At 60.2% G+C, this 19,404-nt stretch carries 15 protein-coding genes; 7 read left to right on the plus strand and 8 right to left on the minus strand.

The window, feature by feature from the left end:
* Window positions 1-63: 63 nt before the first annotated feature.
* From V6S97_RS11200 to V6S97_RS11210, 3 genes are read right to left on the minus strand one after another with little or no spacing between them, the layout of a single operon-like run.
* The gene (locus V6S97_RS11200) at window positions 64-450 is read right to left on the minus strand and encodes a hypothetical protein (protein ID WP_003503320.1); all 387 of its coding nucleotides are present in this window, start codon (window positions 448-450) and stop codon (window positions 64-66) included.
* A 26-nt stretch (window positions 451-476) separates the two neighbouring features.
* Window positions 477-1,763 (minus strand): NAD(P)/FAD-dependent oxidoreductase, encoded by a 1,287-nt coding sequence (locus tag V6S97_RS11205; RefSeq protein WP_087743364.1) that lies wholly within the window; start codon window positions 1,761-1,763, stop codon window positions 477-479.
* Window positions 1,764-1,775: 12 nt separating this feature from the next.
* Window positions 1,776-3,212, minus strand: a complete 1,437-nt coding sequence (locus V6S97_RS11210; RefSeq protein ID WP_020010462.1) for a glutamine synthetase family protein — start codon at window positions 3,210-3,212, stop codon at window positions 1,776-1,778.
* Window positions 3,213-3,335: 123 nt separating this feature from the next.
* Between V6S97_RS11210 and V6S97_RS11215 the strand changes: the two genes are divergently transcribed.
* A complete protein-coding gene (locus V6S97_RS11215; protein ID WP_060726033.1) occupies window positions 3,336-4,520 on the plus strand; it encodes an NAD(P)/FAD-dependent oxidoreductase in 1,185 nt (394 codons plus the stop codon).
* Window positions 4,521-4,630: 110 nt separating this feature from the next.
* On the opposite strand, the gene V6S97_RS11220 is transcribed toward V6S97_RS11215, so the two are convergent.
* Window positions 4,631-4,978, minus strand: a complete 348-nt coding sequence (locus V6S97_RS11220) for a hypothetical protein (RefSeq protein ID WP_080865826.1) — start codon at window positions 4,976-4,978, stop codon at window positions 4,631-4,633.
* 86 nt (window positions 4,979-5,064) lie between these two features.
* Between V6S97_RS11220 and V6S97_RS11225 the strand changes: the two genes are divergently transcribed.
* Window positions 5,065-5,937, plus strand: a complete 873-nt coding sequence (locus V6S97_RS11225) for a LysR family transcriptional regulator (RefSeq protein ID WP_020812629.1) — start codon at window positions 5,065-5,067, stop codon at window positions 5,935-5,937.
* Between the two features lie 16 nt (window positions 5,938-5,953).
* Here V6S97_RS11225 and V6S97_RS11230 read toward each other — a convergent pair whose 3' ends face one another.
* Window positions 5,954-6,211: an SMc00767 family acetate metabolism repressor gene (locus V6S97_RS11230; protein WP_004432604.1), complete on the minus strand. Its 258-nt coding sequence runs from the start codon at window positions 6,209-6,211 to the stop codon at window positions 5,954-5,956.
* An 84-nt stretch (window positions 6,212-6,295) separates the two neighbouring features.
* Entirely contained in the window at window positions 6,296-7,585 is a 1,290-nt protein-coding gene (gene aceA / locus V6S97_RS11235; RefSeq protein WP_112293054.1) for an isocitrate lyase, read from the minus strand.
* 255 nt (window positions 7,586-7,840) lie between these two features.
* Between aceA and V6S97_RS11240 the strand changes: the two genes are divergently transcribed.
* From V6S97_RS11240 to V6S97_RS11260, 5 genes are all read left to right on the plus strand, one after another.
* On the plus strand, window positions 7,841-9,256 hold the full coding sequence (locus tag V6S97_RS11240; protein ID WP_003503301.1) for a helix-turn-helix domain-containing protein: 1,416 nt from the start codon (window positions 7,841-7,843) through the stop codon (window positions 9,254-9,256).
* Window positions 9,257-9,408: 152 nt separating this feature from the next.
* Window positions 9,409-10,506 carry a polyamine ABC transporter substrate-binding protein gene (locus tag V6S97_RS11245; RefSeq protein WP_003503300.1) on the plus strand — a complete coding sequence of 366 codons (1,098 nt, stop codon included), beginning with the start codon at window positions 9,409-9,411 and terminating at the stop codon, window positions 10,504-10,506.
* A gap of 134 nt (window positions 10,507-10,640) precedes the next feature.
* Window positions 10,641-11,798 (plus strand): ABC transporter ATP-binding protein, encoded by a 1,158-nt coding sequence (locus V6S97_RS11250; RefSeq protein ID WP_112978366.1) that lies wholly within the window; start codon window positions 10,641-10,643, stop codon window positions 11,796-11,798.
* A gap of 11 nt (window positions 11,799-11,809) precedes the next feature.
* A complete protein-coding gene (locus V6S97_RS11255; RefSeq protein ID WP_003503296.1) occupies window positions 11,810-12,718 on the plus strand; it encodes an ABC transporter permease subunit in 909 nt (302 codons plus the stop codon).
* 4 nt (window positions 12,719-12,722) lie between these two features.
* Complete coding sequence (locus V6S97_RS11260; protein ID WP_020010469.1) at window positions 12,723-13,535, plus strand: ABC transporter permease; 813 nt, start codon at window positions 12,723-12,725, stop codon at window positions 13,533-13,535.
* A gap of 313 nt (window positions 13,536-13,848) precedes the next feature.
* Here the strand turns inward: V6S97_RS11260 and V6S97_RS11265 are convergent, their stop codons facing one another.
* Together V6S97_RS11265 and V6S97_RS11270 are read right to left on the minus strand one after the other, a co-directional pair.
* Window positions 13,849-15,513: an ABC transporter permease gene (locus tag V6S97_RS11265; protein ID WP_162692777.1), complete on the minus strand. Its 1,665-nt coding sequence runs from the start codon at window positions 15,511-15,513 to the stop codon at window positions 13,849-13,851.
* A gap of 80 nt (window positions 15,514-15,593) precedes the next feature.
* Window positions 15,594-19,376, minus strand: a complete 3,783-nt coding sequence (locus V6S97_RS11270) for an ATP-binding protein (RefSeq protein ID WP_334426807.1) — start codon at window positions 19,374-19,376, stop codon at window positions 15,594-15,596.
* Window positions 19,377-19,404 lie beyond the last annotated feature (28 nt).

The following is a 19,404-nucleotide window of genomic DNA, read 5'->3' on the forward strand; positions in this document are numbered from 1 at the left end:
TTAAAAATGCCAGACTCAGTTATGTGAAATTATGAATTTTGCTTTTGCCGAGGTTTGAAACACTCATGCGATGATCTCGGTCATTCTGCCATGCGCGGGCAGAGCACTGTTTCTAAAGATACCTTTGGCAGGCGGTGGAACCGAAAAGAAGAAAAACACAAGGATAGCGGCAATCCCTCGCCAGAGTTGAAGGCTCTTTCTGGCATCCGTGGTTTCACTGCTTTGCTCGATGCTGTCCAGCAGCATCTGCGCTTCTTCGAGCTGCCGTGCGGCAACGCGAATCTCTATGCCACCAAAAGCCACGGTGTAGTGCCAGAATATCGAGGCGCATTGGGAGGGAATGGCGATCGTCGGAATTCCATAGGCCTGCAGAAACGAGGATGTCACCGCCGTATCAACGAGACCATAGCCCGTCGCGATCGTAACAAGCCTGTCATCCGGTTTTTCCATCGAAACCCCCTATGCATCCTGAAGGATTAAAACCTGTCTCGCAGCGCGTACCAGGAGAGCGCCAGGAAAAGCAGCGGCGCACGCAGCGATGCCCCGCCGGGGAAAGACGGCACCTTCAGCCGTGCGAAGGGCGCCAGCATGTCCTTTTTGCCGAGAACCAGATCGGCATAGAGCTTGCCGCAATAATTCGACAGCATCACCCCATGGCCAGAATAACCGCCGATGGAAGTGACGCCGGGCATGACGTCGCGCACGAAGACCTTGCGCGGCAGGGTAATGCCGACGGAGCCGCCCCAGGAATGGGTGATTTCGACAGCCTTCAGCTCGGGATAAATCTCGGCGATCTGCCGGCGGATATGGCTGGAAATATCGCGTGGCGCATCGGCCGTATAGGCCTCGCGCCCGCCGAACAGCAGCCGGTTGTCAGCCGTCTTGCGGAAATAACGCACCACGAAGCGGGAATCGGCGACCGCTTCCTTGCCGGGGATGATATCAGGATAGGCGTCGAGCGGTGCGGTGGCGCCGATGAAGGAGCGGATCGGCATGATGTGGGCGGCCGTTACCGGTTCCAGATTGCCAATATAGGCATTGGTGGCGATCAGTACCCGCGGCGCGGTGATCGTGCCGAAGGGTGTATCGATGATGGTCTTGCCGCCCGCCTGCCGGATGGACTTGGCGGGGGTCATCTCATAAATGGCGGCACCTGCCGCTTGCGCCGCCTTCGCCAGCCCGACCAGCAGCTTCAGCGGGTGAATGTGGCCGGTGCCGGTGTCGCGCGTGCCGCCGAAATAATGGGTGGAGCCGACGCGTTTGCGCGCTTCACCACGCTCCATATAGGAAATATGCGGATAGCCGTAGCGATTGTTCATCGCATCCACGCTTCTGCGATAATCATCCTCGTAAGCCGCCTTGTGCGCCACATAGAGCTGCCCCGGCAGATATTCCATGTCGATGCCGCGGCTGCTTGCGAAATCGCGCACGTAATTCTTGGCGTCCTCGGCAATGTCGAACAGCAGCTTCGATTGCTCGAAGCCGATCTCGGCCTCCATTTCGTCCGGAAAGGAGCGCTGGCCGGTGCCGAACTGGCCGCCGTTGCGGCCGGAAGCGCCATCGCCAAAACGATGCGCCTCGATGAGGGCGACGGAGACGCCGTTTTCGGCGAGGTTACAGGCGGCCTGAAGGCCGGTATAACCGCCGCCGATGATCGCGACATCAACTTGCTTCGATCCATCGAGGGCAGGATAGTCCGGCCGCTCGCCGACGGTTGCCTGATACCAGGAAATTCCCGGCGCAATCGGGCTTTGCCATGTCATGCTCGTGGTTCCTCACACGTTGAGAAGCAGGAACTCGCGCTCCCAGGGGCTGATGACCTGCATGAAGGTCTCGAACTCCCCGCGTTTCAGGCCCGCATAAAGGCCCACGAATTCATGGCCAAACACCCGCTCGAACTGTTCTTCGCCTTCCAGCAGCGCCACGGCCTCCAGAAGCCCGCGCGGCAGGTCGATGGAACCTTCATTGGCCGTCTCGGCGGTCGGTTCGGTCGGTTCGATATTGTTGACGATGCCGAGCCAGCCGCAGCCGAGCGAGGCGGCAAGCGCGAGGTAGGGATTGGCGTCCGAACTCGGCAGGCGGTTTTCGACGCGCCGCGCCTGCGGGCCGGAAATCGGCACGCGGAAGGCGGTCGTGCGGTTGTCGTAACCCCAGGCATTGTTGACCGGGCAGGCCATATCAGGCGTCAGGCGGCGATAGGAATTCACATAGGGCGCGAGCATGACAAGCGCGTTCGGAACGTAACGCTGCATGCCGCCGACGAAGGAAAAGAACTCCTTGGAAGGGCCGCCATCCTTGTTCGAGAAAATATTGCGGCCGCTGTCGATTTCCACCACCGACTGGTGAATATGCATGGCCGAACCCGGCTGGCCCTGCATCGGCTTGGCCATGAAGGTAGCGTAGATGCCGTGCTTCAGCGCCGCCTCGCGGATGGTGCGCTTGAACAGGAAAACCTGATCGGCAAGCTCGATGGGGTCGCCGTGGCGCAGGTTGATCTCCAGCTGCGCCGGGCCTTCCTCGTGGATCAGCGTATCGATCTCGAGGCCCTGCTTTTCCGAGAAGTGATAGATATCGTCGATCAGCTCGTCGAACTCGTTGATGCCGGCGATGGAATAGCTCTGCCCGCCGACAATGGAGCGGCCGGACCGGCCCTTCGGCGGATGCAGCGGATAATCCGGGTCGTCATTCATGGCGACGAGGTAGAATTCGATTTCCGGCGCGACGACCGGCTTCCAGCCCTTTTCCGTATAAAGCGACAGCACGTTCTTCAGCACGTTGCGCGGCGTGTAGGGGACGAAATTGCCTTCCGCATCCACGACGTCGCAGATCACCTGCGCGGTCGGGTCGCTCTCCCACGGCACGACGGAGAGCGTGGAAAGATCAGGCACCAGCTTCAGGTCACTGTCGCGCGGCTCGTAACGGAAATTAGCGGTCTCATCAGGATATTCGCCTGATATCGTATGGCGGTAGAGCGCGGAGGGCAGGGCAAGCGAGGTGTCGCCCGTGAACTTTGCCGTCGGCATCATCTTGCCGCGCGCAACGCCGGCAAGATCGGGGGTGATGCATTCTATGTCCTCGATACCGCGCGCCCTCAGCCATTGCGCGGCTTCGCGCCAGGAGGAAACGCCACGGGTGGAGGAGAGGTCGAGGGGAGGTGTCTTTGCCATGGTTGCCTGTTTCTTCGGGCGGAGCATGGTTTTCTTCGGGGGCATGTATCACCGGGTCTGTGTTTCTGGTGGAGCCATCATAACCGTAGTTTGGCAATTGGCGAGGGGGAAAGCGCCATTGACAAGCGGCGGCACTTCGAAAAGAGGAAAGGAAACGGATCGGATGGAATGATGACAGAGAAATGTGACGTGCTGATTTTGGGGGCGGGCGCCGCCGGCATGATGTGCGCCATCCGCGCCGGCCAGCGCGGCCGCTCCGTCATAATTCTCGACCATGCGAAGGCGCCGGGCGAAAAGATCCGCATCTCCGGCGGCGGCCGCTGCAACTTCACCAATATCCATGCCGGGCCGAAGAATTATCTCTCCGCCAACCCGCATTTCGCCAAATCCGCTCTCGCCCGTTATACGCCGCGCGATTTCATTGCCCTTGTCGAAAAACACCGCATCGCCTGGCATGAAAAGACGCTCGGCCAGCTTTTCTGTGACGACAGCGCCAAGGATATCATCCGCATGCTGCTTGGCGAAATGCAGGCGGTCAATGCGAAGCTGCGGCTCGAAACGTCAGTCTCGGCCGTCACCCATGACGGTGGGCGGTTTCGCGTCACGACATCAGGCGGCGTCATCGAGGCGGAAAGCGTCGTTGTGGCGACGGGCGGTAAGTCGATCCCGAAAATGGGCGCGACCGGTTTCGCCTACCAGATCGCCGAGCAATTCGGCCTCAAGCTCATCGAGACGCGCCCCGGTCTCGTGCCGCTGACGCTCGATCCCGCTTTGCTGGAAAAGCTGAGCCCGCTTGCCGGCGTCGCGGTTCCGGCTGAGGTTTCCCATGGCAAGACCTCGTTTGAGGAAGCGCTGCTCTTCACCCATCGCGGTTTGAGCGGGCCCTCGATCCTGCAAATCTCATCCTACTGGCGCGAGGGTGATGTGGTCAGCCTGAAGCTTGAGCCGCATCGCGATATAGCCGCGCTTCTGAAGCAGGCGAAACAGAAGAACGGTCGGCAGTCACCCCAGACCGCTTTGTCGGAAATCCTGCCGAAGCGTCTTGCCCAGCATGTCGTCGAACAATCCGGCCTCACCGGCCATCTGGCCGATATGTCGGACAAGGTGCTGGCGAAGCTTGCGGGCGAGGTGCAGGACTGGCAGATCAAGCCCGCCGGTTCCGAAGGTTATCGCACGGCGGAAGTCACACTCGGCGGGGTGGATACGACCGGCCTCGATTCCCGCAGCATGGCGGCGAAATCCGTGGCCGGGCTTTATTTCATTGGCGAATGTGTTGATGTGACCGGCTGGCTCGGCGGTTATAATTTCCAGTGGGCCTGGGCTTCCGGTCAGGCGGCAGGCGAATTCGCCTGAGACCTTACCCGTTAAGACCTTGTTAACGGGCGTGGAGTCATCCTGACCAGATGCCAGCAAAGCCGGATCGCCCTATGATCCCGCTGCACATGAAGTCATGCTGGAGGCTCTTAACAGGGCATGGGTCGGTTGAGTTTTTCGTCAGGAACCCGCGCATGAACAGAACAGCACATCGCCGCCCTCGCGCCATTGCCATCGCCCGCGCCGAAAGCGGGAACCGGCAGCTGGCCTTTCGCCTGAGTCTTATCGCAGCCGGTGCTATGGCAGCCCTGATCGCCCTCTTTTATTGATCGGCGGCTCGTCGTCCTCGTCAAGCCGATGACTGTGCGGAAAAACCGCCACGGCCGAGATGCCTCGGCCATATCGGCATAAAATTTCTCTTCCTGCAGAATGGCTTCGCGCCGCGTGCGCGGCTGCTGGTTTTCGATGATGGCCCGTGCTGCAAAAATCGCATGCATGTCGCTCTCCTTCTAATGCGAAGGAGCCATGATGCGCGCCGTTTTTTGATTTATCTGCGCAAGAAAATGCGCTACGTTTTTCATCCATGAAAAACGTCACCTGGGATTCCTACCAGCTTTTCCTCGATGTGTCACGCAGCGGCGGCCTGACCGGGGCCGCGGCGATAACGGGTTTGAGCCCCGCGACCATCGGACGGCGCATGATCGAACTGGAGGAGCGTATCGGCAAGGCTCTGTTTCTGCGTAGCCAGACGGGATACGCCCTGACGGCGGATGGCCGTGCGCTGTTCGACCGGCTAATGGCAATGGAGAATGCAGCCAGGGATATCGAGGGATGGCAGAAGGCGTCGTCCGCCTCATCCGTGGTGCGCATCGCCGTCGGCACCTGGAACGCCTGGCTGCTGACCGGCAACTTCTCCGCCATCTGCACCGACCGTGACGATTTCCGCATCGATCTTTTCATTGCCGAACAGAGGGCGTCTCTGGCGCATCGCGAGAATGACATCGGCATTCGCGCTTTCGAGCCGCAGGAAAAGAACCTCGCCGCCATCAAGACAGGAGAGGTGGCTTATGCGCCCTACAGGCTGCGCAACGCCGCCACTGCCGTCGCCGACCGCTGGCTGGCGGTGGCGGAGGAAAACGCCATTTCAACCTATCTGCGCTGGCCGCATGAGAACCGCCGCAATGATATCGCGGTAACGGTGAACCGGCCGACGGCGCTTCTCGATCTTGTGCTGGCTGGGGCAGGCGTCGCCGTGCTTCCATGCTTCGTGGGCGATGCGGATGCGCGGCTTGCCCGGGAAGGTGACGAGATGGAAACCCTTCGCCACAATCAATGGATCGTCATGAACAATGACGATCGCCACCGCCGCGATATCAGGACGGTGGCGGATCGGATGACCCGTCTGATCAAGGGGCATTCCGATCTTTATGCCGGGCGCAAGAGCCGCCCGGCATAAAAGAAAGGCTGTCGCTTCAGGCGGCGTCACGCCCCTGCGCGACAATGACGGGAATCAGAAGATCTCCCCAGTTGCCGCCGCCGCCATGGTGGCGGGCCGAGCGGACCAGCTCGACGGAAACACCGGCCTCGACGGCTTTCATGACGGCCTGGTTGAGGCGGTGCAGATCATTGGCCAGCATGCGGATGGCGGCCTGCTGATCCTGCGTCATGGCAGAGGACTGCTCCTCGGCGCGTTCCTTGACGTGGGTCTTGATGGGGTTGTGGGCATTCATGGCATTTCTCCTCTCTTTATTGGTTGGGGTTCTTGATCCGGTTTGCAAGCCCTTCCCGTCACCGGGAAGGGCGTTTTTTGAGGTTTATTCGGCCGCGGGGCGGAACTGGTCGTGCTCGGTGGATTCCTTCATGGCTGTCGTCGAAGACGTGCCGCCGGAGATTGCGAGCGACACGGCGTCGAAATAGCCGGTGCCGACCTCGCGCTGGTGTTTGGTGGCGGTGTAACCATTGGCCTCTGCTGCGAATTCCGCTTCCTGAAGCTCGGAATAAGCCGCCATCTGCCGGTCCTTGTAACCGCGCGCCAGTTCGAACATGCCGAAATTCAGCTGGTGGAAACCGGCGAGCGTAATGAACTGGAACTTGTAGCCCATTGCGCCCAGTTCCCGCTGGAACTTGGCAATCGTCGCGTCGTCGAGGTTCTTTTTCCAGTTGAACGACGGCGAGCAATTGTAGGCGAGCTTCTTGCCGGGATGCACCTTGTGCACGCCTTCCGCAAACCTGCGCGCCTGCTCGAGATCCGGCTTTGATGTCTCGCACCAGATCAGGTCGCAATAGGGTGCATAGGCCACCGCGCGGGCAACACAGGGCTCAAGACCGTTCTTGACCTGATAAAAGCCCTCGACGGTGCGGCCGGCATCGTAATCCACGAAGGGACGGTCGCGCTCATCGATATCGGAGGTCAGAAGCTTGGCGGCCTCCGCATCCGTGCGGGCGATGACCAGCGTTGGCACACCCATGACGTCAGCCGCAAGCCGCGCCGCCGTGAGGTTGCGGATATGCGCCGCCGTCGGGATCAGGACCTTGCCGCCGAGATGGCCGCACTTCTTTTCCGATGCCAGCTGGTCTTCATAGTGAACACCCGCCGCACCCGCCTCGATGAAGGCCTTCATGATTTCGAAAGCGTTGAGCGGCCCGCCGAAACCGGCCTCCGCATCGGCAACGATCGGCGCGAACCAGGTATCGACCGAAAGGCCCTTGCCCTCCGCCGTCTCGATCTGGTCGGCGCGCTGCAGGGTGCGGTTGATGCGCTTTGCAAGCTCCGGCGCCGCATTGGCGGGATAAAGCGACTGGTCCGGATACATGGCCGACGCCGTATTGGCATCCGCCGCAACCTGCCAGCCCGAGAGATAGATCGCCTTCAGCCCGGCGCGAACCATCTGCATGGCCTGGTTGCCGGAAAGCGCGCCGAGCGCATTGACGAAATTTTCCTCGTTGATCAGCTTCCACAGCCGGTTCGCGCCCATTTCGGCCAGCGAATGGCGGATTTCGACGGAGCCGCGCAGCCGCTCCACATCCGCGGCGGTGTAAGTGCGCTCGATGCCGTCGAAGCGTCCCTGCGGTGCACCCGGAACAAGTTTGTAAAAATCCGTCATACTTCTCTCTCCCTTGACAAATGCCGTTTCGGAAACGCGCTGCCTTCAACTTTGTGAAGCGCCGTTCGATGTGACTACATTTACATTTTTGGAGATTTGAGCGCCAGAACAAACATAAAAACAGTGACTTGAAAGAGGTTATCCTGTAGGATGCATGACAGGGTGGAGCTGTAAAATTGTAAATTTTGTAAAAGCTATTCACCCCGAGAGTTTGTAACAGGCTTGTATGAGTCGTCGGGATGGAGAGGCAAGACGGTGTCGGAAAACAAGATTTTTGCAGGCCCGCGCGTGCGCCGCATTCGCAATGGTCTGGGGCTGACGCAGACGGCCATGGCCGAGGCGCTGGCGATTTCGCCGTCCTATCTCAATCTCATCGAGCGCAACCAGCGACCGCTGACCGTGCAGCTGCTTTTGAAGCTCGCCTCTGTCTATAAGGTCGATCTTGATGATCTGCAGGGCGAGAGCGCCGGTTCCGCCGGACAATTGCGTGAAGTCTTCGCCGATCCGCTGCTGGTGGGTGAGGTGCCGTCGCCGCAGGAGCTGATCGAGGTCGCAGATGCGGCGCCCAATGCGGCAAGCGGTGTCCTCAAGCTTTACCGGGCCTACCGGGAACAGGCGCAGCGCCTTTCCGACCTTTCCGATCTTCTGGCGCGGGAAGGGCACGAAACGGCGCTCTCCTCCACCCGCCTGCCGATCGACGAGGTGCGGCATGTCTTTGAAAACCGGTCGGCCTATTTCCACGCCATCGATGCGGCGGCGGAAGAGCTCCATAAACAATTGGCGGCGGGCGATGATCTCGCCTCCGGGCTGAGGGCATGGCTGCAGAAAAACCACGGTATCGTGGTCAGAACCTTGCCGGTTCATGCCATGCCCAATCTGAGACGGCGTTACGACCGCCATTCGATGCGGCTGTTTTTATCCGAGCGCCTGTCGCAGCCGGATCAGCTGAGGGAAATGGCCATGGAGACCTGTCTTCTGGCCCTTCGCGAAGAGATAGGCGCGGAGCTTGACGGGCTTGGTTTGAAAGGGGAGGAGGCAAAGCGCATCGCCCGCTTCGAGCTGGCGCGTTATGCCGCCCATGCCCTGATGATGCCTTATGGCGCATTCCTTGCTGCCGCCCAGCGCGCGAAATACGATCTTGATGTTTTGCGGTCGCGCTTCAACGTGTCGTTCGAGCAGGCCGCCAATCGCCTCGTCAGCCTGCAACGGCCAACGGCTGCGGCAATACCGTTTTTCCTGATGGAGATCGACAATGCCGGCAACCGGTTCCGCCTCGCAGGGGCCGGTGGTTTTCCGAGGGCGCGGTTCGGCGGCCTCTGTCCGCGGCTTAATATCCATGCCGCCTTCGCCCAGCCGGGGCAGGTGCTGGTGGAGGCGGTGGAGATGCCTGACGGTGATGCCTTCCTCACGGTTTCGCGCACACTGGAAGGCCCGCAGGCGGGTTTCGGCGAGAGGGTGCGGCGAACGGCCGTGCTTGTCGGTTGCGATCTCGCTCAGGCGGGAGAGACGGTCTATGGCCCAGCCGCCTCGGGTGCGTCGCCTGTTGCCGTCGGCCCCTCGTGCCGGCTGTGCGAAAGACAGGGCTGTCTGTCGCGCGCCGAAGCGCCACTGACACGGCCGCTGGGGCTGGATGAAATGGTGACCGGCCTTAGTGTTTTCGACTTCCAGTAGGTGTTTCCATCCGCTTTTTTGCGGCCGGAACACATTTGGTTGAAAATGCTGTGCTGCACATTTCCCGCTTGCTCCCTTTTGTTTTCCTTTCTAGTCTCTCCAAAAAAAGGGGATCACGCTTCCACCGTGAGGATGCGTTAACAGGAGACATCATGAAAAACCGTTCTCTCCGTCTGACCTTGGCTCTCACCACCGCGCTCGTTGCAGCAGGCTCGGCAATGGCCCAGGAGAAGGTCGTCCATGTCTATAACTGGTCGGATTATATCGACGAATCGATCCTTACCGATTTCACCAAGGAAACCGGTATCAAGGTCGTCTATGACGTGTTCGACAGCAACGAACTTGTGGAAACCAAGCTTCTGGCCGGCAGCTCCGGTTATGATGTCGTGGTGCCGACCGGCCCCTTCCTTGCCCGCCAGATCAATGCCGGCGTGTTCCAGAAACTCGACAAGTCCAAGTTGCCGAATCTGAAGAACCTGTGGCCCGAGGTCTCCGAGCGTCTGGCGAAATACGACCCCGGCAACGAATATGCCGTGAACTACATGTGGGGCACCACCGGCATCGGTTATAACGTCGCCAAGGTGAAGGCTGCGCTTGGCGATGTTCCCGTCGATAGCTGGGATATTCTCTTCAAGCCGGAAAATGCCGAAAAGCTGAAATCCTGCGGTATCAATATTCTCGATGCGTCGGACGAAACCTTCGCCATCGCCATGAATTATCTCGGCAAGAATCCCGACAGCAAGGAAACGGCCGACCTGGAAGCCGGCGGCGAGGTCTATTCGAAGATCCGTCCTTTTGTGAAGACCTTCAACTCCTCCGCCTATATCGACGAACTCGCGAATGGTGACAGCTGCATCACCATCGGCTGGTCGGGCGATATCCTGCAGGCGAAGAGCCGTGCTGAGGAAGCCAAGAACGGCGTCGAGGTGAACTACATCATCCCGAAGGAAGGCACCTATATGTGGTTCGACAACCTTGCCATCCCCGCGGATGCCAAGAATGTCGAGGAAGCACACACCTTCATCAACTATCTGATGCGGCCGGAAGTCATCGCCAAGGCGTCCAACTACGTTCAGTATGCCAATGGCAACCTCGCTTCGCAGGCGCTGATGGATGAGTCCGTCGCCAAGAACCCGGCGGTCTATCCCAATGCGGAGACGATGAAGAAGCTCTTCACCATCTCGCCCTACGGACCGAAGGAACAGCGTGTGCTGAACCGCGTCTGGACGCAGATTAAGACCGGCAGCTAAGACCTCCGCTCGCTGGTTGAGGAACGGCCGGCGGGCCTGTTTCTCAAATCCTTTGCCGGCAGGTCCCGCGACCTGCCGGTGTCGCCCGCCCCGAAGCATCGTTCGAAAGACCAACGGGATTTGAGGGTGGGTGAATGGCGAAAACTCTGGGGCCGGTCAAACGCAAATTTAGCCCTTGGGACAGTCCCGATGCGGTGCCCTTCATCCGCTTTGAAAACGTCACCAAACGTTTTGGCGATTTTGTCGCCGTCAATAATCTGACGCTCGATATTTACGAGCGCGAGTTCTTCTCGCTGCTTGGTCCCTCCGGCTGCGGCAAGACCACGCTGATGCGCATGCTCGCCGGTTTCGAGGAACCGACTGAGGGCCGCATCCTGCTGCAGGGAAAGGATATTTCCGGCGTTCCGCCCTATAAGCGCCCCACCAACATGATGTTCCAGTCCTATGCGCTTTTCCCGCATATGTCGGTGGAAAAGAACGTCGCTTTCGGTCTGGAGCAGGATGGTCTGCCCAAGGCGGACGTCGCCGCCCGCGTCGAGGAAATGCTGCGCCTCGTCAAGCTCACGGAATTCGCCAAGCGCAAGCCCAGCCAGCTTTCCGGCGGCCAGCGGCAGCGTGTGGCGCTCGCGCGTTCGCTTGCCAAGCGGCCGAAGGTGCTTCTTCTCGATGAGCCTCTCGGCGCGCTCGACAAGAAGCTGCGCGAAGAAACGCAGTTCGAGCTGATGGATATCCAGACCAATCTCGGCCTCACCTTCCTCATCGTCACCCATGACCAGGAAGAGGCGATGACGGTTTCGGACCGGATCGCTGTCATGGACAAAGGCAACGTCGTGCAGGTGGCGACACCGGCCGAGATTTACGAGGCACCGAACAGCCGTTACGTGGCCGACTTCATCGGCGACATCAATATTTTCGACGCGAAGGTCGTCGACAATGCCTCGGATATCGGCAAGCCCGGCCTGGTGACGCTGGATTGCGAAGGGCTGAAAGTGGCGGTGGAGCAGGAATGTGCTGCCGCGACCGGCAGTGAGGTCGCTTACGCCATCCGCCCGGAAAAGGTTCGCATCTCGCTAGACCAGCCCGCCGACAGCAGCGTCAACTCCGCCTATGGCGAGGTCTGGGATATCGGTTATCTCGGCGACTTCTCGGTCTTCATCGTCAAGCTTGCCGATGGCCGCGTCATCCGTGCAGCGCAGGCGAACGTCTCGCGTCTCGTGGATCGCCCGATCACTTTCGGCGACATGGTGTGGCTGAACTGGAGGCCGGATTCCGGCCTTGTCCTGACGCGCTGAGGGAGGCTTTCATGGCGATCACCACTCCCGAAAACCGGCAAAGCCCCTGGCGCTGGCTGGTTGTCGCGGTTCCCTATTTCTGGCTGCTGCTGTTTTTCGCAGCACCCTTCTTAATCATCTTCAAGATCTCGCTGTCGGATACGGCGATCTCCATGCCGCCCTATACGCCGGTCTTCGAAGGGTTTTCGAAGCTCGGCGAATTCTTTTCGCAGCTGGATTTCGAAAATTACCTGTTCCTGACGGAAGACCCGCTCTACATCGACGCCTATCTGTCGTCGCTGCGCATCGCCTTCATCTCCACCTTCCTGCTGCTGCTGATCGGTTATCCCATGGCGCTGGCGATGGCGCGCGCACCGTCATCCATTCGCCCGACGCTGGTGATGCTGGTGATCCTGCCGTTCTGGACTTCGTTCCTGATCCGCGTTTACGCCTGGATCGGCATTCTGAAGCCCGAAGGCCTGCTGACGGTGCTGTTCCAGTCGATCGGCCTTCTGGGGCCCGACCAGCAGGTCAATATCTTCCGCACCGAGACGGCGATCTTCATCGGCATTGTTTATTCCTATCTGCCCTTCATGGTGCTGCCGCTTTATTCGGCGCTGGAAAAGCTCGACAATACGCTCCTCGAAGCTGCTGCCGATCTTGGTTGCCCGCCATGGAAGGCCTTCTGGAAGATCACGTTTCCGCTCTCCCTGCCGGGCGTCGTAGCCGGGTCGATGATCTGCTTCATCCCGATAACGGGCGAGTTCGTTATCCCCGATCTCCTGGGCGGCGCGCAGACGCTGATGATCGGCAAGACGCTGTGGACGGAATTCTTCGGCAACCGCGACTGGCCTTTGGCATCCGCCGTCGCCGTGCTGCTTCTGCTGTTGCTGGTGGTGCCCATCGCCATCTTCCAGAACCAGCAGAAGAAGGTGGGGTGAGGCCATGAAGCGCGGAAAATTCGACATCACCGTCCTCACCCTCGGTTTTGCCTTTCTTTATATCCCGATCATCATCCTGATCGTTTATTCCTTCAACGCCTCCAAGCTGGTCACCGTCTGGGGCGGCTTTTCGCTGCAATGGTATCGCTCCATGTGGTCGAACCAGGGGCTGATGGATGCTGCCTGGGTGACGCTGCGCGTCGGTATCCTCAGCGCCACCATCGGCACCATCCTCGGCACTCTGGCGGCGCTGTCGCTCACCCGCTTTGCCCGCTTCCCGGGTCGGGTACTGTTTTCCGGCATGATCTATGCGCCGCTCGTCATGCCGGAGGTGATTACCGGCCTGTCGCTGCTGCTGCTCTTCGTGGCGGTCGGGGTGGATCGCGGTTTCTGGACCGTGGTCATTGCGCACACCACCTTCACCATGTGTTACGTGGCGATCGTCGTGCAGTCGCGCCTTTTGACCTTCGACCGCAGTCTGGAGGAGGCGGCGCTCGATCTCGGTTGCCCGCCGGTCAAGACCTTCTTCCGCATCACCCTGCCGCTGATCTTCCCCGCCGTTATCGCCGGCTGGATGCTGGCCTTTACCCTGTCGCTTGATGATCTTGTCATCGCCAGCTTCGCCACCGGCCCCGGTGCGACGACGCTGCCGATCAAGATCTACTCGCAGGTCCGCCTTGGCGTGACACCGGAAATCAACGCCATCTGCACGATCCTCATCGGGCTTGTGACCATCGGCGTTATCGTTGCCTCCATCGCATCCAAACGCACGGAGTTGCAGCGGATGCGGGATGAACACGCCGCCGCTCGACACTGATCAAACGGACCTCTTCGATTTTCTCGCGTTACTGTTGAAATCGCGATTAATTCAGGAACTTTTAATTTAGTTTCGGCGCTTTACGGTCTCAGAATAGGAATTTTCGTCGGTAATTGCTCGATTTTGGTTTTAACCGCTTGTTAATAGGAGTTGGCGGAAAGTAAACCCAACGCAGGGCTGTCAAATTTCTGATGGCCGGGATTGATAATTTCCATATCGCGAGGTTGTCCCCCTTTCTCTCGTTGAAAAAAAGCACAACTAATACAGGCGGTCGCAAGGCCGCCTTTCTTTTTGCCGCGACGGCCGATGCCATTCAGCGATTTTCCGGATGATCCATCGATTTCGAGACCAGCAGCACAGGAACAAGCCCGGCGATAATGATGATGATCGCCGGTACGGCAGCATCCTGCACCTTTGAGCGGGATGCATCCTCATAGACCAGCGTTGCCAGCGTGTTGAAACCGAAAGGCCGGAGCAGGATGGTGGCCGGCAATTCCTTCATGGATTCGATCAGCACCAGAAGAAAAGCAGTCAGCGCGGCCGGCCGCATGTTCGGCAACAGCACCTTGAACAGCGTCTGTGCCCGGTTGCGCCCAAGCGTTCGCGAGGCCATGTCGATATGCGGCGAGAGCTTCTGGAAACCGGCATCGAGCGTGCCTTCCGCCATGGTCATGAAGCGTACGGCATGGGCATAGATGATGGCGAAGGCGGTGCCTGATAGCAGCAAGCCGCTGGAAAAGCCGAAATGGGAACGGATGAACCCGTCGACGCCGTTATCGAGGCTGGCCAGCGGAATGAGCACGCCAATGGCGAGCACGGTTCCCGGCACGCCATATCCCATTGAGCCGAAGCGGGCGGCGACCTTGGAGGTACGCGAGCGCTCGGTGCGGATGGCATAGGAAAACACAAAAGCGGCAATCAGCGTCACGAAGGCGGCGGAAAGCGAGACTTCGAGACTGTGTCCGAGCGCTTTCAGAAGCTTCGGGGAGAACAGCGCATCGAGCCTCTTTGCTGCGTAACCGCCGAGCACGATCACCGGAATGAAGAATCCGCTCGCCACGGGTACGAAGCAGAACAGGCCGGCGCACCAGCGCCGCCAGCCGGTCAGCGCCTTCAGCCGATGGCGCTGCGCCATGCTTGTCGCCTTCGGCGCGCCGAAGCGCTGTTTTTCGCGGGCGTTGCGTTCGATGACGATCAGTGCACCGACGATGATGAGGATGACGGCGGCGATCTGGGTCGCATTGGCAAGATTGCCGCGATTGAGCCAGGTCTCGTAAATGGTGAAGGTCAGCGTCTGGACGCCGAGATATTCGACCGCGCCGATATCGTTCAGCGTCTCCATCAAGACCAGCGACAGGCCGATGGCAATCGCCGGCCGCGCCATCGGCAATTGCACGGAGAAGAACACGTTCAGAGGCTTTGCGCCAAGTGTGCGGGCCGCATCAGCCGCAAAACGTCCCTGCATGGAAAAGGCGGCGCGCGCCGAGAGATAGACATAGGGATAGAGTACCGAGCTCAGAACGATGACAGCACCGCCGAGCGAGCGTATATCCGGAAACCAGTAATCGCGGATGCTGTGATAACCGAAGGCCGCGCGAAGGGCGCTCTGCACCGGGCCGGTAAAGTCGAGAAACTCACCGAACGCATAGGCTGCCAGGTAGGACGGAATGGCAAGCGGCAGGACAAGTGCTGCCGACAATAGCCGCCGCAGCGGAAACTCGAATGTAGTGACGAGCCAGGCGCAGGCAATGCCGAAAAATGCCGTCGTCGCGGCCGTCATCCCCAGCAGCATGAAGGTGCGAAAGCCGGCGCGCGGCAGAACATTGGCGAGAAGATGCTGCCACCCCTCCGTGCTGCCGGTCAGCGCCAGCCAGAAGATCGCCAGAATGGGCATGGCGGCAATGGCTGCGACAATGATGGCCGCAATCGGCAATAGCGAAACGCGTTTTGTCGCGGGAAGGGGAGCCGTCATGGGCATGCGAGCCTGCTGTCTTGCAAAAAGCCTTAACCGGCTGATCCTTCAGCCGGCGGCTTTCGCATTGCTACGCCCGCATGACCTCAGTTGGCAAGAACCCGCTGTGACGGAAAGCTGATTTCCACCAGCGTGCCCTCATTCGGCGTTGAGGTGATGGAGAAATTCGCACGGTTGGCGTCCACCATGGCCTTGGTCAGCGGCAGGCCGAGTCCGGTGCCGTCGCCCCGCACACGTTTGCCGGAAGAGGCCACCTGCCGGAACGGCTTCATGGCCTGCTCCAGTTCTGCGCGCGTCATGCCGATGCCGGTATCGCGGATACGCAGCGACACGCTGCCATTGGCTTCATAGGCTGTGGAAACGACGATCTGGCCGCCTGATGGCGTGAAACGGATGGCGTTCGACAGGATGTTCAGCACGATCTGCTTGATCGAGCGCAGGTCGGCGACGATCTGCGGCACAGATTGCGCAAGGGCCGTGCGGATAATGACACGCTGGTTATTGGCTTGCGGCTGCACCAGCGACACCGCCTCGGCCACCGTCTCGTTCAGCGGCACGGCGATGAAATCCACATCCATCTGCCCGGCCTCGATCTTCGAAATATCGAGGAGATCATTGACGATATCGAGCACATGCCGGCCGGAGCGGCCGATATCATTGGAATATTCCACATAGCGCGAATGGCCGATAGGCCCGAAGCGTTCAGTCGCCATCATGTCGGCAAAGCCGATGATGGCGTTGAGCGGCGTGCGGATTTCATGGCTGACGCGCGCGAGGAAATCGGTCTTGTGGGCATTGGCGGTTTCCGCCGCGCGCTTGGCGTTGCGCAGTTCCTCTTCCGTGCGCTTCCACTGGGTGATGTCACGGATGACAACGCAATAGCCATGCGAGGATTTAAGCCGGCCGATGGTCATGAACAGCGGCAGGAAGCCGCCGGATGCCTCGCGGCCGATCACTTCGCGGCCATCATTCAGCACGCTCGCGACACCGTTATTGGCAAGGCCGGAAAGATAGTCCAGCACGGCGCGCTGGCTCTCATGGGCAAAGAGGGTGACGAAAGGTTTGCCGGCGATTTCGCCATTATCATAATTGAACAGCGCGCTGGCGGAACGGTTGAGCGAGCGGATTTCGCCTTCGTCTCCCAGAAGCACCACGCCATCGGTGGCGGTTTCCAGAATGGAGTGCAGTTCCTCCACTTCGCCCTGCAGGAGGGAGAGGCTGCCTGCTTCCGCATTTTCGATGTCGCCGGCCGCAATGTTTTCGTTGGCGGCCGCAACCGGCGCCTGCTTTTCCTCAAGCGGCACCAGCGACAGCATCAGCGCCTTGGTTTCTTCCCAGCGGATGGATTGTAGCCGCGCCTTGACCGGAATGATGTCGTTTTCGGCGCTGACGACGACCATGCCGCCCTCATTGTCAGGCATCTGTTCCAGATCCTGCCGCTGCAGCAACGCTTCCAGCCCGCCAACATCTTGCAGTTCGGCGAGAGACCCATAGCCCGTCAAGCGCAGGAAATCCGGATTGGCGTGGATCAGCCTGTCGCCGGCATGCACCAGAAGCGCAACCGGCATCTGGTCCAGCGTTTCGGCCGTCAACGCATTTGCGGGGCGAACGGACGGGCTGACCATGGAGGCGGCAATATCGGCAGTCGGCTGCTCGTCAATTGCAGTCTCCTGCTTTTCTTCAGAGCCGCTTTCACCCGCCGCTGCGCGAATAGCCGCGGGCTGCTCGCCACGAACGTAGTCCGCAAAAAGATCGTCTTCATCAGGCGGTTCGGTCGTCTTTTCGTCGGTTTCCGTGTCTGAGGGTGCGCTTTCCGGCGCATCCGCAACGATATCCTGCTGGATATCCTGTCCTGCCGGTTCGGCGGAAATGATCCCCGCATCCGCGTCCGAATTTTCCTCCGAAGCAGAATCCGCAGGCGCCAGGGCCCGGCCGATTTCGCGGAAGGCGGCCTGCTCGCCTGCGGTCAGGCCCTCGCGGGAGCGGGAACGGCGCTCCTCCAGATGGACGACCTTGTCGGAATAGGTTGGCTCCAGCGCCGGCGCTATGACAGGCGCTTCGAATTCCGGCGGGGTATAATCAAGGTGCGGTTCTTCGACAGGGACCGCATCCGATGCGCCGTCTGCCGCATCGAGGTCCGTTGCCGGGGCCTCATCCTCACCGGAATCGCCGCCTTCGTCGTCATCCTCATCGATAAAGGCCAGCAATTCGTGGCTTTCATCCTCGATAGACGGCTGCGGTAGTGCTTCTGCCGGATCGGCCTCTTCGCCATCAAGGAAGGTAAGGCCCGTGGCATGCGGGTCTTCGGTGGCATCGGCAAGCCGCACGATACCGAAACCGCGGAAACCGTCGAATTCGCGTGAGCGCGTATAGGTGGGCAGGGCGGCGAGATCGATCGGCACCATCAGCGATGTGCCTTCCACCGGCCAATAGATCGTCTTGCCCGACCAGGTGTCGCGACGGCCGAGAAGCTCGCGGATCTTGCCGTCGGGATCGAGATTGAACAGGGCCGCGACATCGGCAAAGCCCATGCCTTCCACGGCAGCAGCCTTCGCGCCCACGGCTTCCGCAAACTCATGCGAGATCGAGCTGAAGCGTCCTTCGGCGTCGATTTTCCAGACGAAACGGGAAGCGCGTGCACCAGCATTGAAGACAAAAGGCTGTGCTTCTTCGCCAGCGCCGTTGTCTGTCTCCTCGGTCTCCGTCGTTATCTCCTCATCCGCCGCAGGAGCAGCTTCTGACGGCGCGGTTTCGACGATTTCATCGTCCGCGGCTGCATTGTCTTCGGCCCGGGCCTCTTCGGCAGGGGCGTCGGCGTCGGCGATTGCTCGCTCGGTTAAGGGAGCCTCTGCTTCATCCTCATCAAGTTCGAAAAGATCGGCGATGTCGTCAGTCATCGCCATATCAGCAGCGGCGTCGGCATCCTGTGCGGAAAGCTCCGCCGGGGTCTCCGCTCCGTCTTCCGGCAACGTTAGGAGGCTGTCCTCATCCTGCTCCGCGGCCACTTCGTCTTCGGGATCGGCCGGCAGTTCCTGCACCTCTTCCATATCCTCGATGCCCGCAACGGCATCGAGCACGGAATCAAAGGAGGCGGCTGTTGCGACAACAGGCGCGGTCTCCGCAACCGGCAAGGCGGGCTCCGCGGCGGCTGGGGTTTCCTGCGGCCTGTCTTCCGCAAAACCATTAACAGGGTCGAGTGTGCCCAGCGCGGTTTCGACCACGAACATCAGGTTCAGTTCGGGCGATGCCGCGATCTGGCCGGTGGCGGCGGGCAGATAGCCCTTGCCTGTCGGCACCGGCCGCTTGACGAGATGGCCGGACTGGCCGGCTGCCATCTTCACCAGCGTGCGCGCCGTGTGCGGCGTGATGCCGAGCGACGAAAAGCCGGGCGAGGCGGCGATAATTTCGTTCTCGCCGTTCAGAACCGCCATATGAATATCGGGGTCGTCAAAACCTTCGATCATGCGCCGGGCGCATTCTGCCGTGTCGGGTGCGGCCTGATCGGTAAGGGCCGAAAACAGGATGGCCGGCTGACCGGGCTCGGCCTCGATGATTTCCGCGCGCGCGGTGACGGCAAGGCTGCGGAAACCCGATGTGATGCGAATGGTAAACGGCAGGCTGTCGCCCGCTTTGGAAAGCCGCGCCGCCGTGGCCGCCAATTGCCGGAAGGTCACGTCCTGTGGCTTCGGGCCCTGTTCCAGAAAATCATAGACAATCGGCGTGTCGAACAGCGCCGCACCCCGGCCATTGGCCCAAAGGGCATTTTTAAGGTCCAGCGAGAACAGCGCCATGGCCGCGCCACGCCCGAAACCTTCACGCACCCGTTCATGTACTGCGATATCGATAAAGGGATACTGGACGGCGGGCATGTCGAAACCTATTCTGGCACTACCGGAC

Source organism: Agrobacterium sp. CCNWLW155 (genome assembly GCF_036888815.1).
GTDB lineage: Bacteria > Pseudomonadota > Alphaproteobacteria > Rhizobiales > Rhizobiaceae > Agrobacterium > Agrobacterium radiobacter.

Excerpts from the sequence above, each read along its gene's own strand:
- V6S97_RS11200 (WP_003503320.1), bottom strand. The coding sequence starts at position 450 with ATGGAAAAACCGGATGACAGGCTTGTTACGATCGCGACGGGCTATGGT.
- V6S97_RS11205 (WP_087743364.1), bottom strand. The coding sequence starts at position 1,763 with ATGACATGGCAAAGCCCGATTGCGCCGGGAATTTCCTGGTATCAGGCA.
- V6S97_RS11210 (WP_020010462.1), bottom strand. The coding sequence starts at position 3,212 with ATGCCCCCGAAGAAAACCATGCTCCGCCCGAAGAAACAGGCAACCATG.
- V6S97_RS11215 (WP_060726033.1), top strand. The coding sequence starts at position 3,336 with ATGATGACAGAGAAATGTGACGTGCTGATTTTGGGGGCGGGCGCCGCC.
- V6S97_RS11220 (WP_080865826.1), bottom strand. The coding sequence starts at position 4,978 with ATGCATGCGATTTTTGCAGCACGGGCCATCATCGAAAACCAGCAGCCG.
- V6S97_RS11225 (WP_020812629.1), top strand. The coding sequence starts at position 5,065 with ATGAAAAACGTCACCTGGGATTCCTACCAGCTTTTCCTCGATGTGTCA.
- V6S97_RS11230 (WP_004432604.1), bottom strand. The coding sequence starts at position 6,211 with ATGAATGCCCACAACCCCATCAAGACCCACGTCAAGGAACGCGCCGAG.
- aceA (WP_112293054.1), bottom strand. The coding sequence starts at position 7,585 with ATGACGGATTTTTACAAACTTGTTCCGGGTGCACCGCAGGGACGCTTC.
- V6S97_RS11245 (WP_003503300.1), top strand. The coding sequence starts at position 9,409 with ATGAAAAACCGTTCTCTCCGTCTGACCTTGGCTCTCACCACCGCGCTC.
- V6S97_RS11250 (WP_112978366.1), top strand. The coding sequence starts at position 10,641 with ATGGCGAAAACTCTGGGGCCGGTCAAACGCAAATTTAGCCCTTGGGAC.
- V6S97_RS11255 (WP_003503296.1), top strand. The coding sequence starts at position 11,810 with ATGGCGATCACCACTCCCGAAAACCGGCAAAGCCCCTGGCGCTGGCTG.
- V6S97_RS11260 (WP_020010469.1), top strand. The coding sequence starts at position 12,723 with ATGAAGCGCGGAAAATTCGACATCACCGTCCTCACCCTCGGTTTTGCC.
- V6S97_RS11265 (WP_162692777.1), bottom strand. The coding sequence starts at position 15,513 with ATGCCCATGACGGCTCCCCTTCCCGCGACAAAACGCGTTTCGCTATTG.
- V6S97_RS11270 (WP_334426807.1), bottom strand. The coding sequence starts at position 19,376 with ATGCCCGCCGTCCAGTATCCCTTTATCGATATCGCAGTACATGAACGG.